At 61.1% G+C, this 12,893-nt stretch carries 12 protein-coding genes; 7 read left to right on the top strand and 5 right to left on the bottom strand.

Annotated features, from left to right (window positions below; genetic code table 11):
• Positions 1 to 39: 39 nt before the first annotated feature.
• On the bottom strand, positions 40 to 1,926 hold the full coding sequence (locus NKJ77_RS08155; RefSeq protein WP_023682514.1) for an ABC transporter ATP-binding protein/permease: 1,887 nt from the start codon (positions 1,924 to 1,926) through the stop codon (positions 40 to 42).
• A gap of 605 nt (positions 1,927 to 2,531) precedes the next feature.
• Between NKJ77_RS08155 and NKJ77_RS08160 the strand changes: the two genes are divergently transcribed.
• Entirely contained in the window at positions 2,532 to 2,966 is a 435-nt protein-coding gene (locus tag NKJ77_RS08160) for a hypothetical protein (RefSeq protein ID WP_023832176.1), read from the top strand.
• 125 nt (positions 2,967 to 3,091) lie between these two features.
• Here the strand turns inward: NKJ77_RS08160 and NKJ77_RS08165 are convergent, their stop codons facing one another.
• Positions 3,092 to 3,772 carry a DsbA family oxidoreductase gene (locus NKJ77_RS08165; protein ID WP_023726576.1) on the bottom strand — a complete coding sequence of 227 codons (681 nt, stop codon included), beginning with the start codon at positions 3,770 to 3,772 and terminating at the stop codon, positions 3,092 to 3,094.
• Between the two features lie 49 nt (positions 3,773 to 3,821).
• Entirely contained in the window at positions 3,822 to 5,642 is a 1,821-nt protein-coding gene (locus NKJ77_RS08170) for an extracellular solute-binding protein (RefSeq protein ID WP_023829831.1), read from the bottom strand.
• 260 nt (positions 5,643 to 5,902) lie between these two features.
• On the opposite strand from NKJ77_RS08170, the gene NKJ77_RS08175 reads away from it, so the two are divergent.
• Positions 5,903 to 6,526, top strand: coding sequence for an invasion associated locus B family protein (locus tag NKJ77_RS08175; RefSeq protein WP_023668972.1), 624 nt, complete (start codon positions 5,903 to 5,905; stop codon positions 6,524 to 6,526).
• Between the two features lie 81 nt (positions 6,527 to 6,607).
• Here NKJ77_RS08175 and hspQ read toward each other — a convergent pair whose 3' ends face one another.
• Complete coding sequence (gene hspQ / locus NKJ77_RS08180; RefSeq protein ID WP_023668971.1) at positions 6,608 to 6,931, bottom strand: heat shock protein HspQ; 324 nt, start codon at positions 6,929 to 6,931, stop codon at positions 6,608 to 6,610.
• 224 nt (positions 6,932 to 7,155) lie between these two features.
• Here hspQ and NKJ77_RS08185 point away from each other — a divergent pair, with 224 nt between their 5' ends.
• A complete protein-coding gene (locus tag NKJ77_RS08185) occupies positions 7,156 to 8,118 on the top strand; it encodes an AEC family transporter (protein WP_023714197.1) in 963 nt (320 codons plus the stop codon).
• Here the strand turns inward: NKJ77_RS08185 and NKJ77_RS08190 are convergent.
• The gene (locus NKJ77_RS08190; RefSeq protein ID WP_023714196.1) at positions 8,095 to 9,306 is read right to left on the bottom strand and encodes a UbiH/UbiF family hydroxylase; all 1,212 of its coding nucleotides are present in this window, start codon (positions 9,304 to 9,306) and stop codon (positions 8,095 to 8,097) included. The genes NKJ77_RS08185 and NKJ77_RS08190 overlap by 24 nt on opposite strands.
• Positions 9,307 to 9,401: 95 nt before the next feature.
• On the opposite strand from NKJ77_RS08190, the gene NKJ77_RS08195 reads away from it, so the two are divergent.
• Genes NKJ77_RS08195 through NKJ77_RS08210 form a run of 4 tightly spaced genes read left to right on the top strand, consistent with a single transcriptional unit; the run spans position 9,402 to position 12,741 of the window.
• Positions 9,402 to 10,289 carry a DUF2182 domain-containing protein gene (locus NKJ77_RS08195; protein WP_023682520.1) on the top strand — a complete coding sequence of 296 codons (888 nt, stop codon included), beginning with the start codon at positions 9,402 to 9,404 and terminating at the stop codon, positions 10,287 to 10,289.
• Positions 10,290 to 10,303: 14 nt separating this feature from the next.
• Entirely contained in the window at positions 10,304 to 10,918 is a 615-nt protein-coding gene (locus NKJ77_RS08200) for a DUF1326 domain-containing protein (protein ID WP_023691317.1), read from the top strand.
• Entirely contained in the window at positions 10,915 to 11,745 is an 831-nt protein-coding gene (gene pcsA, locus NKJ77_RS08205; protein ID WP_023682522.1) for a phosphatidylcholine synthase, read from the top strand. Before NKJ77_RS08200 ends, pcsA begins: the two co-directional genes overlap by 4 nt.
• A gap of 18 nt (positions 11,746 to 11,763) precedes the next feature.
• Positions 11,764 to 12,741, top strand: coding sequence for a quinone oxidoreductase family protein (locus NKJ77_RS08210; RefSeq protein WP_023807406.1), 978 nt, complete (start codon positions 11,764 to 11,766; stop codon positions 12,739 to 12,741).
• Positions 12,742 to 12,893 lie beyond the last annotated feature (152 nt).

Below are 12,893 nucleotides of genomic sequence, written 5' to 3' on the forward strand. Positions count from 1 at the left end.
GCCCCGCCGCCAGTGGCGGAACGCGCTTCGGCGTGGCTGCTATTTCTGCTTCAGCCGGCGTGAAAAACGCATCCATTTGTCCTCGACCGGCCGCGGCTGCGTAAGGATGGTGGTGAGCTCGCGCGGAAGGTTCGGAACAAGCGGCCTCTTGGTGGCGACGCCGTCGGCGATCGCGACCACGCTGTGGTAGAATTCCTCGCCCGAGGCCGAGCGTGGCGCCACCGCCTCATGCATGATGCTGATCACCGTGACATCGGGACAGTTGTCCTTGATGGCCTGGTGGAAGGCGATCTTGCCATCCGGATCGAGCGCGCCGGTCGCTTCGTCGAGGAACAACAGTCCCGGTTGCTGCAGCACGATGCGGGCCACAACCAGCTTCTGCTTCTGGCCGCCGGACAGCAGCTGGTCCCAGATCTTTCCCTCGCGGCTTTCATCGGCCATGTGTTCGATGAAATCGCCGAGGCCGGCCTTGTGCAGGGCTGCCGCGACCTGCGCATCGCCATAGTCGTCCTCGGAACCGGGCAGGCACACCAGCTGCTTCAGCGACACCTGCTGCAGCTTGACCTCCTGGGCGGCATAGAAGCTCCTCACACCGTCAGGGAAGACGATGGTGCCGCGGCCATAAGGCCACAAGCCGTTGATCGCCTTGATCAGCGAAGTCTTGCCGCAGCCGGATTCGCCCTTGAGGAATGCCCACTCGCCGCGCCGAAAGCGCAGATTGGCTGCGCTCAGGAACGGCGTGGCGTCTTCACCCTGATGCGCCAGTTCAAGCTTCTGGATGGTCAGGCCGAAGACCGGGTTCTGGCTGGCATAGTGGAAATCGGAACGGCCGGTCTGGCTGTAGAATTCCTGCGGCTGTTGGACGTTTTCAATGGCGTGCGCCAACTCGATGACGCGCTGGCTGTTGGCCCGCAAGGTGGCGAGACTCGGCATGACATGGATGAACCAGGAACATTTGCTGATCAGCGCGTTGACCTGCTCGGAACCGGTTATGTAGCCCTTGAGGTCGACGCCGTTGTGGATGAACGGCACCAGACCAGGTCCGTAGGCGACAACTTTGGCCCCGACGAAATTATAGACCGATTCGAATCCCGCATAGAGGGTGTTGACGATGTTGAGCTTCGACCAGGTGGTATCGATATCGAGATAGAGCCGTCCATGTATCGTCTTTTGCACGTCTTCGCCTTGCGACGCCGACACATGGAAACTGCGGCGCAACAAGGTGATCAGCTCGCTGCGATAGGTGCCTTCGGCCTTCTGCATCCTGACATTGAGCCACTCCAGCATTCCGCCGAGTTTGATCGCGATCCAGGTATTGACCGGCACGTAGATGGCAACCGCCAGGAGAGCGAGGACGGCGCTGCCATAGCTGCCGAGGGCATCCAGGCCTTTTACCTCCACGGAATTCGCCAGCAAAGCGCCGCCGACAAAATAAAGTGAGGTGAAGACGCCGAAGACACCTTGGGCAAGCCCGATGGCGCCGCCCGCCATGTCTTTGATGGATTCCTGCACGCGCTGATCGATGTTGTCGGGCGCTGGCGCATCTGGCGAGCCATTCTGAGCGTGGTAGTGAGTATGGTTGGTATCAAGCAGCGCCGCATTGAAACGCGCGTTCAACCAGGCGCGCCATTTGCGATGCAATGTCGCCGATACAAATTTGCAGGCGCCTATGATTCCCATGTCCTTGAACACGACCAGCAGCACAAGCAGGCCGGCATTGGTAAGCACTGATTCAAGGGGCGTGGTATTCGCGGCGTCGTGGAAAAAAGCGATTGAGGCTGCCAGTTCGCCCGCCAACACGGTAAACCAGACGTCGGCCTTGCTCGACAGGGCTATGATGAGTGCGAGGACGACGGTGAGAGCCCAGGCCTCTCTCCACCGGTCCGAGAACCAGTAGGCCCGCATCAGTCCCCAGAAGGTCCGCATCGACGATACTGGCGTCAGGGGCGACGGCCCGGCGGGGGCGTCGCGTTTCCAAAGTGCCGATATTGAACGTCGCGGTCTGTCGACCCGAATCACAATCCCGCCCAAACCTTTTTTAGTTTTGTTACGGATAGTAACACCAATTGATCATTTTCTATGAATTTTATCCCGGCGAATGTGAAGCAGCCCACCCGCCGTTGCCATGAGGCAACAGTTGGTACTGCGAGATCGCCGTCTTTGGGTCAAATTTGTCCTTTGTTTCAATGTGTTGCGAGAACGCTCAGATGTGCGAATATATTCCCTGAGGGAAGGCTCATACACGGCTTTGTGACCAAAAGGCCTGCCCGTCGGCCGGTTTTCCCACCGCGCGCTAACCGGATCGCCCGAAAAATTGCCGTCCGTGATCGCCCCAGGCCGCCCGAATCATTTCACCGGCCATCATGGTTGGGCACGCAAGATCGTCGCTCCTGCACGGCGACTGCTCATGAGTTGGCCCACGCTTTTTAGCTGCAGCTCAACACCGTTTGACAATCAAGCGCACTGGAATGAACCTTGCCGGGCACTGTCGGCACCGATGCATGTCCGGTCCCCAACAAGGAAGCTCCCCAATGCTTGCACGCGCAGCCGTTCCCGCAATGGTGACGCTCTTTGCCTGGCTGCCTCTTGCGCATGCCGTCAGCCAGACCATTCCGGCAAGCGCCGAAGGGCAAATCGAGTTCAATGCTCCGTCCGGCAACATCGGCTGCATCTACACGCCGAAGGGCGGCACCAGCACCTACGAACCACAGGATGGCGGTCCGGAACTGAGCTGTTCGCGCGTCGAGCCCAGCTGCGTCACCGTGATCCTTGGGCCGAACGGCCCGGCGACATTGATCAAGAATCCGGGAGAGCAGGGCTGCTGCAGCGATGTCGCGAAGCTGGCCTATGGCAACAGCTGGAGCAAAGGGCCGCTTACCTGCCAGTCGTCAACCAAGGGACTGACCTGCACGGGCAGCAACGGGCATGGCTTCTTCCTCAGCAAAGCCAAGGTGACGGTGAAATAACCCGAGCATGATCCCGAAAAGTGGTTGCCGGTTTTCTCGGACAAACGGGAAACCGTTTTGTCCAGAGATCATGCTCAAACAAGGAGATAGAGCCCATCCCGATTTCCATCGGGATGGAACAGGCTCTAGCCGGCCTTTTCCAGTTCGCCCTTGGCCTTTGCGGCCGCGACTTGGCGGATGGCATCAGTCAGCGTGTCGGCGTCCTGCGCGCCCATGACGGCGTATTTGCCTTCGAGCAGGAAGCACGGCACGCCAGTGATCCCCATCCGCGATGCCGTGGCGATTTCTGTGCGCACCTCCTCGACGTCGGCATCGGTCGGCAGGAGCGTTTCGACCACGGCAGCGTCCATGCCGGCCTCGCGGGCGGCATCGATCAGCACGGCGTGGTCGCCAATATTGCCGCCTTTCTCGAAATACAGTTGGAACAGCCGGCGCACGAGCCGGTTCTGCACGGCTTCACCGGCGGCACCGGCCCAGCGGATGACACGATGCGCGTCCAGCGTGTTGGCGGCGACCTTGATGGCGTCGAAAGCGAAATTGATGCCTTCGGCTTCGCCGAGCGGCTCTACGCGGGCATGCATCTGACGGATGCGCTCGTCGCTGCCGAATTTGGCCAGCATGTATTCGCGCCGGTCCTTGCCCTCGGGCGGGATGGTCGGGTCGAGCTGGAACGGCCGCCAGCGCACATGAACCTCAACGTCGCCGGCAGCGGCAATCGCTTTATCCAGCCGCTTCTGGCCGACGAAGCACCAGGGGCAGACGACGTCGGAAACCACGTCGACGGTAATGGAATTGTCATCGCTCATCTTGATCTCCTGCAGCCGAACGTTTCAGCGAGACCGATCTCGGCCACGCTCAGTTCGGCTTGCGCCACCAGGTCGGCCATTGATAACCGAATATGGGCGTCTTTTTGGGATGGTCCAGGTAATTCCAGTAAGCGAGCCATTGCTGCGCGTTGTACTGCATCGGCACCATGTAATTGCCGGAGATCAGCAATCGGTCGAGCACGCGCACGGCGGCGACATAGTCTTCCTTGGTCCGTGCTCTCAGCATCGCGTCGATCGCCGCGTCGACCGCCGGATCGGCGACGCCGGCCAGATTGAATGAACCTTCTCTTTTGGCCTCTGAAGAACCCCAGCGAAGGTTCTGCTCCATACCGGGAGACAGCGAGTTGCTGAACCCGCTCGACCCGACAAGAACCTCAAAGTCGAAACGCTGCTTGCGCGACTGGATCTGGTCGGCCTCGAGGCTGCGGATGGTCACCGCGATGCCGATCTTTTCCAGCGAGCGCTGATAGATGGCGGCAAAGCGTTCCTCGTCCTGCGACGCCGTCAGGATCTCGAAACCGAACGGGTTTCCCTTGGGATCCAGCAGGACGCCGTCCCTAACGGCGTAGCCCTGGCTCTTCAGCAGGTCGAACGCCAGCTTCAGCACCTTGCGGTCCTGGCCGGTGCCGTCATTCACCGGCGGGCGCCAGCTGCCGTCCATGACATCGGCCGGCACGCGGCCGGGGTAGGGCGCCAGCAGCGCCTTTTCCCTGTCGCTGGCGGAATGGCCGAGCGCGGAAAGTTCGGAATTCTGCCAGTAGCTCATCGTGCGCGTGTACTTGCCGCCGAACAGGTTCTTGTTGGCCCATTCGAAGTCGTAGAGCATGCCGAGCGCGCGCCGCACCTCCGGATTGGAAAACTTCTCCAGTCGCGTGTTGAACAGGAAGCCGGTCACCACGGGCGGTATGCCGGTGTCGAAGGTCTCGGCGATCACCTCGCCGCGATGATAGGCGGGAAAATCGATATCGCGCTCGCGCTTGACCGGATCGCCCTCATCGTAAATGGCGCAGATGCCTTTCTTGAACGCTTCCGTCTTGGCATTGGCGTTGAGGAAGTACTCGATGGTGATCTGGTCGTAATTGTCGAAGCCGCGCTTGGAAGGGATGTCCTTGCCCCAGTAATTCGGGTTGCGCTTGAACACGATGCGCTGTCCCGGCTGCACCTTGTCGATGATGTAGGGACCGCTGCCGATCACCGGCTTCAACGTCGTCTTGTCGAAGGTATCCTTGTTGAAGGCGTGCTTTGGGATGATCGGCGTCAGCGCGATGATCAAGGGGGTCTCGCGATTGGCCTTGTCGTTGAAGGTGAAGCGCACGCTGTGATCGCCGGTCTTTTCGAGCTTGGCGATCAGGCTCATGCGATCCCTGTAGGGCGGGCGGCCCTTGTCGGTGAAGACATCGTAGGTGAACAGCACGTCATCCGGCGTCACCGGGTCGCCATCGGACCACTTTGCATTTGGGTTGAGATGGAACTCGATCCACTTGCGCTCGGGATCCATATCGGCTGTGTCTGCGAGCAGGCCATAGAGGCTGAAGGCCTCGTCGTAGTTGCGCATCATCAACGGCTCGAAGACGAGATTGCCGAAAATGAGGTCCTGCATGCCGCGCGCCGTGGTGCGCAAGCTCTTCAGGATGAACGGGTTCAGATTGTCGAAGCTGCCGACGACGCAGTAAGTGATGTTGCCGCCCTTCGGCGCATCGGGATTGACGTAGTCGAAATGCTGGTAGTCGGCTGGCAGCGCCGGCTCGCCCTGCATGGCGATGGCATGTTTCGGTTCCGACATCGCCACGCCGGGTGCAAAGGCGAAGAACGAAATTGCGGCGATCAGCCAAACAAGAATGCGGCCCATGACCGTCTCCTTACTGGGCGGCTTGATGATTCGGAGTGCACCCTAACATGGCGCCGCGGCGCTCCGGCCAGATACATCAACCCAAATCGCACGACCCAAATTGCGAGGCCAAGAATTGCAGGCGGCGGGCTGGATTCGGCTGCTCATGCAGTGTAACACGCGCTCCGAAGTCATTCTGTTGCCTCAATTCGGCAACAGGTAGCAGGACCACACGGCGCGAAGAAGCCGGTCCCGGGATCATTTGAGAGGAAATGCACGACATGACGAGCCTGAACAGCAACGCATACCGCCTTTCGGTCCTGGCCGCGGGCGTGGTCGGCTTTCTGGGCGCCGGACTTCCCACCGCTTCGGCACAGCAACAGATTCCGCAGGGTTGGTTCAAGGCCTGCACCAAGCAGGAAGATGTCGACATCTGCAATGTCCAGAACATCATCACTGCCGGCAACGGCCAGTTCGTCACCGGCGTCAGCCTGATCGAGTTGAAGGGCAAGGTAAACCGCAAGGTCTTCCAGGTCACGGTTCCCCCAGGTCGCCTGGTGCCCCCCGGCATCGCCCTGCAGATAGACGCCGGCAAGGCGACGAAGCTGGATTATGTCATTTGCTTCGCCGACCGTTGCGTTGCCGAAGTGCCGCTGACCGACGCGCTCGTCGCGTCCTTCAAGAAGGGACAGGCGATCACGCTGACCTCGATCAACTTCCAAAGTCAGCCAAATCCCATCAAGGTTGCCTTGACCGGCTTCAGCGGCGCCTTTGACGGCGCGCCGCTGCAGCAGTCGGACATCGAGGATCGGCAGAAAAAACTTCAGGATTTCGTCGTCAAGAACAACCAGGACTTCGCCAAGAAGCTCAAGGACGAGCAGGCCAAGGCCAAAGCCGCCAACTAATCGCCGGGACAGATACCGGAGCGACAAAAAGCGGGGTCATGCCCCGCTTTTTTGTTGTCGTCACGTCGATGCAAGGTGATGTCAGTGTCTCGACTGGCGTTTTGGCTCATAGCGTCCGTCGGGCCGCTTGTCGAACATCTCGCCGATCTGTGGATGCCGGACCGGTTCGCCCGATTGATCCTCGAGCAGGTTCTGCTCGGAGACATAGGCGATGTATTCGGTTTCCGAATTCTCGGCGAGCAGATGGTAGAACGGCTGGTCCTTGCGCGGCCGCACGTCGGCCGGGATGGCTTCGTACCATTCGTCGGTGTTGGCAAATTGCGGATCGACATCGAAAATGATGCCGCGGAACGGAAACAGCCGATGACGAACCACCTGTCCGATCGAAAATTTGGCCGTTTTCATCATACTCACCACTAAGCCTCTAGAGCGCCCGGCGTCCCCTCGAATGTGCGAAGAGCGCTCTAAGACTTTGAATTTACACACGCCGTGGCCAAAAATCGAGCCCGACTTAGGTCTGGGATCAGGCTTTATTTGGCGCAGATGGCGTGTCAGTTCAATGCCGAAGCGCTTGACGCCCGATGAAGCTACGGGCTAGCCCGGTCCCGGGGTTTCGGGCCAGGGCAAAAATGTCTGACATTGTCGGTCTTGTTATTCCGTTCTTCGGGCTGATTTTCATCGGCTTTCTGGTTGCGCGCATGACCAGGCAGCCGCTGGAAGCGCTTGGCTGGATGAACACCTTCATCGTCTATGTCGCGCTTCCTGCCCTGTTCTTCCAATTGCTTGCCCGCACGCCGTTCGAACAGTTGACGGAATGGCGCTTCATCTTCGGCTCGGTATTTTCCACCTACACGATCTTCTCGATCATGTTCGTATGGTCGGCGACGGCGTCGCGCGGCGAGATCGCCCAGTCGACGATCAAGGCGCTGGCCGCGGCCTACGGCAATATCGGCTATATGGGGCCGGGGCTGGCGCTGCTCGCCTTCGGCGAACAAGCGGCGGTCCCCGTTGCGCTGATCTTCTGCTTCGAAAATATCATGCATTTCGCCATCGCGCCGATGATGATGGCGCTGTCGGGCGACGACAAGACATCGCCGTGGCGGCTCATCCTCGGCGTAGTCAGGAAAATCGTCCTGCACCCGTTCATCATCGCGACCGCGCTTGGCGTCGGCGCCGCCTATCTCGGCTTTCACCCACCGCAGCCGGTCGATCGCCTGCTCGAATATCTGTCTCGGGCGGCCGCCCCTTGCGCCCTGTTTGCCATGGGCGTGACGCTTGCGCTCCGGCCCCTCAACCGCGTGCCGCATGAGTTGGCGTCGATCGCGGCGCTGAAGCTGATCCTGCATCCATCGCTCTGCTACGTCGTGCTGAGCTGGATCGGGAACTTTTCCGAAATCTGGGTTTTTTCAGCCGTGCTTTTGGCGGCATTACCGACTGCAACCAACGTCTTCGTCATCGCCCAGCAATATGGCGTCTGGGTGCAACGCGCCTCGGCCAGCGTCATGATCACCACCTGTCTCTCGGTGCTGACGGTGACCGGGCTGCTCTACATGATCCGCCACGGCATCTTACCGCCGGACCTGTTTCCCTGAACCGCCGGTAAGCGCCGCAAAGCCGCTGCCCGGCCTCAAGCCTTCGCGCATGAAAAAGGCGCGCAGCGGCGCGAAACTGCCGAGCACATTGAGGCCGGCGCTGCGTGCCATCTGCGCCGGCAACATGTCCGACAGCAACGACATGTTAAGCAGATTGACCGCGCCCGAACGCGCCAGAACGTCGGGACGGCGCCTGGAATCATAGGCGGCCAAAGCCCTTGCGGCGCCAGGGTCGCCGCGATTTTCGCGTGCGATTCCAATCAGATCCTCAACGTCCCTGATGCCGAGGTTGAGACCTTGGGCTCCGATCGGCGGGAACACATGTGCAGCCTCGCCGACCAGCGCCACACGGTTTTGCGCGAAGCGCCCCGGTGATGCCGCTGAAAGCGGGTAAATTTGTCGGCCGGGCTCAACCGACACCCGGCCCAGCATCGACTGCATCTGCTGCTCGACACGCTCGGAAAGTGTCACGTCATCGAGTGCGGCGAGGTCCTTCGCCGTCTCCGGTTTCACCACCCAGACGAGGCTGGAGCGGTTGCCGGGCAGCGGTACCTGGGTGAACGGCCCGGTCTCTGTGTGGAACTCGGTCGAGGTGAAACCATGCTCGCTGCGATGGCCGAAATTCAGCACCAGCGCCGCTTGGCGGTAGGATCGCACCGAGGCCACTATGCCCGCCGCCTCACGCGCCGGCGACAGGCGCCCATCGGCAGCGACCGCGAGCGAGGCCGAGACTTCGCGGCCATCAGCCAAAACGGCATGCGCCTGATCGGCGTCCAGACGCCAACTCTCGACCATCGACGTCAGCCATTCGATGCCGGAATGTGCCGCGACGGACTTGGCCAGCGTCGGGTTCAGCTCACTGTTGGGCAGGTTGAGCCCGAACTGCTCCTCGCCGATCTCTATGGCGCGAAAAGTCACCACCGGGCTGCGGATCAGCCGGCTGGTCGCATCGACGATGCGCATGACCTTCAGCGGCGCGGCCTTCGGCGCAAGTTCGGCCAGCACGCCCAGCCGATCGAGAACCTTGAGAGCAGGGTTCATCAGCGCCGTGGTCCGGCCATCGGGCCCGCCTGCTTCGGGTCCGACCAGGGTTACCGGAAAGCCCGCCTCGGCGAAACCGAGCGCCGCGATCAGTCCGGCAGGGCCGCTGCCGGCTACCAGTATCCGTGCTGTCTCGCGATGATCCAAATTGGACTTCCAGTTTGCGATGCAGGTGTCTACCCATGGATATAGGTCAGACCATGCGGCTTGATCAACGCGGCGATTAGGCTCATTCGGTTGTCATGACCGGCCAGCAGGACGATTTCAGCCATCTCGACCGCGCCGGCCGCGCCACGGCAAGCCTGGCCCGCAGCCCCCGCCTGACGGTCAACATCGCCATCGTCGGCGGCATTCTGCTCGCCTGGTTCATTCTCGGCGCCATGGCGATCCGCGGCGCCGAAGGCCGGCTCCCCGGCGTACCAGGCGATGTGGTCCTGCGATATCTGCCGCAACTGCCGCTGCCGGATGTCCTCGACCGCTTCTTCGGCATGTGCCTGATGCCCGCACCACTTGATGCCGGCGGCGCACCGGTTCTGGCGCTGATCGTGATGTGGTTTTTGATGGCCGTGGCGACGATGCTGCCGTCGGCGGCGCCGATGATCCGTACCTATTGTGAAATCGCCGACACCGCCCGCATCAAGGGCGAGCCGGTGGCCCACCCGCTGGTCCTGGTCGCCGGCTACCTCTCGACATGGCTTGTCGCCTCTATCGGCTTCGCGGTGCTGACGTTGCTCGTCCACGCATTTGCGTCCTCCGCTCGATTGCTCGATGCGGTGAGCGGCCTTGCCGCGGCGGCCGCGCTGCTGGTTGCCGGCCTCTACCAGTTCAGCAGCCTCAAGCAGGCCTGCCTGACAGAATGCCGGAACCCGTTCTCGACACTGTTTTCCAACTGGAGCGCGGAGCCGGGTGGCATCTTCCGGCTAGGGCTGAAGCAGGGCCTGTGGTGCCTCGGCTGCTGCTGGGCGCTGATGCTGGTGATGTTTGCCGTCGGCGCGATGAACGTGTTCTGGATGGCGCTGATCGGCCTGTTCACCTTGATCGAAAAACAGACCACCGGCAGCCTTCCAACCCGAGTGGCCGGTGCGATACTGCTTGTCTGGGCAGTCGCCCTGCTAGTAGTCTCGGCATGACGGGGGATAATTCCATGGCAGAGCAAGGCTGGGCAATGAAAGGAGAGCTCGTACTCTCCTGCAATTGCACGGTTTTTTGTCCTTGCGTGCTGTCGCTTGGCAGCCATCCGCCGACGGAGGGTTATTGTCAGACCTGGGCGGGCTTCCGCATCGACGCAGGCCATTTCGGCGAGGTCGACCTGTCCGGCCTCAATCTCGGTCTGGTCATGGAAATCCCCGGCTTTATGAGCCGCGGCAACTGGACCGCAGGCCTGTTCATCGACAAGCGCGCCTCCGTCTACGCGGTGAAAGCGCTGACCAGGATCTTCACCGGGAAGGCCGGCGGAACAACCTCGCTGTTGTCGATCCTTGTCGGCAAGTTCCTCGGTGTCGAGCAGGTGCCGATCACCTACGAGACGCGTGACAAGACCCGTATTTTCCAGATACCGAAGATCATCGACGGGGCGGTCACACCGATTCCCGGCAAGGATCGCGAGAAGGATACCGTGATCGGCAACTCGGAATACTGGATCGCGCCGGAGATCATCGTGGCCAGGTCCGACAAAAGCAAGATGCGGGCGTTCGGCCACAACTGGAACTTTGCCGGCCGCTCGGCCGAAATCTGCAAACTGGATTGGCGGGGCCCGTGAGCAAGAACACAACCGCCAGGAATGCCGCCAAAAAGATCACCGACCGGATACCCAGGCCGAAGAAAAAGGTCACCTGGCCGCAGGCGCGGGCATTCTCGGTGCATCTGTTGACCGCGTCTGGCTCGTTCCTGGCCTTCCTGTCTCTGGTGGCGGCAAGCGAGCAACGCTGGACGGCGATGTTCTGGTGGCTGGGGCTGGCGCTGTTCGTCGACGGCATAGACGGGCCGATCGCGCGCAAGCTTGAGGTCAAGGAGATCCTGCCGACCTGGTCGGGCGAACTCCTCGACAACATCATCGACTATGTCACCTATGTGCTGATCCCCGCCTTCGCGCTCTACCAGCGCGGCTTCATGGGCGAAGGGCTGTCTTTCCTGTCGGCGGCCATCATCGTGGTGTCCAGCGCCATCTATTATGCCGACACCGGAATGAAGACGAAGGAGAACTTCTTCAAAGGCTTTCCGGTGGTCTGGAACATGGTCGTGTTCACGCTGTTCGTCATCGAGCCGGGACAGTGGGTGTCCTTCGGCGTCGTCGTGGCGGCCGGCATCCTCACCTTCGTGCCGATCAACTTCATTCATCCCGTGCGGGTGGTGCGGCTGCGGCCAATTAATCTTGGCATGACGCTGCTCTGGTGTGCTTTCGGTGCGCTGGCGCTGGCGCAGGCGGCCCTTGCCGCCTTCTACGACCAGATCGGCGTTTTGGGCGAACAGGTCGGCGTCTTTACCAAGGTCGGCATCACCATCACCGGACTTTACCTCGCCTGCATCGGCGGTATCATGCAGTTCTTCCCCAAACTCGGCGCCAAGCCGGACACTAAGAAAGCCTGACCGCAGGAAAGCCCACAAATGTCCAAAGCAATCCGTATCCACGCCCATGGCGGTCCGGAAGTCCTGACCTATGAAGACGCCGATCCGGGACAACCCGGCGCCGGGCAGATCCTGGTCAGGCACACCGCGATCGGCCTCAATTTCATCGATGTCTATCACCGCATCGGCCTCTATCCGCCGCCCGGCGGCTTCCCGCTGATCCCGGGCGGCGAGGCGGCAGGTGTGGTTCTCGAGGTCGGCGCAGGCATCGACTGGCTGAAGCCGGGCGACCGCATCGCCTATGCCGTCAATGTCGGTGCCTATGCCGAACAGCGCATTGTCGCCGCCGACCGCGTGGTCAAGGTACCGGACCGCATCAGCGACGAACAGGCCGCCGGCATGATGCTTAAAGGCATGACGGCGGAGTATCTGTTGCGCCGGACCTTCAAGGTGAAGGCAGGCGACACCATCCTGTTTCATGCCGCCGCCGGCGGCGTCGGGCTGATCCTGGGACAATGGGCAAAACATCTCGGCGGCACCGTCATCGGCACGGCAAGCTCAACCGACAAGATCGAGCTCGCCAAGGCGCATGGCTTCGACCATGTCATCAACTACAAGGAGCAGGATTTCGTCGCCGGCGTCGCCGCCATCACCGGCGGCAAGAAATGTGACGTCGTCTACGATTCGGTCGGCAACGACACATTCCCGGCCTCGCTCGACTGTCTGAAGCCGCTCGGCATGTTCGTCTCTTTCGGTCAGTCCTCTGGACCGATCCCGTCATTTTCGATGTCGCTGCTGGCGCAGAAGGGCTCGCTGTTCGCTACCAGGCCGACGCTGTTCGTCTACAACGCCAAGCGTGAAGACCTCGAAATCTCCGCCGCGGCATTGTTCGATGTGGTGTTGAGCGGTGCGGTCGAGATCAAGATCAACCAGCGCTATGCGCTGAAGGACGCCGGCAAGGCGCAAGCCGATCTCGAAGGGCGCAAGACCACGGGTACGACAATACTGATCCCCTGACGGAGGTTTGCCTTCCTTTCAGTGCTTTGCCGCGGCGCCCAGGCACTGTTTGCACGAAAAACCGGTCGGTCGGTTTGTTGTGCGAAACGGGCCTATCTTTACCCCTTGAGTTTCCGCTGAAATTCTTGAAGCTCTTTCAAGGTGGGTGCTGC

It is taken from the genome of Mesorhizobium sp. M0052 (assembly GCF_040323255.1).
Lineage (GTDB): Bacteria > Pseudomonadota > Alphaproteobacteria > Rhizobiales > Rhizobiaceae > Mesorhizobium.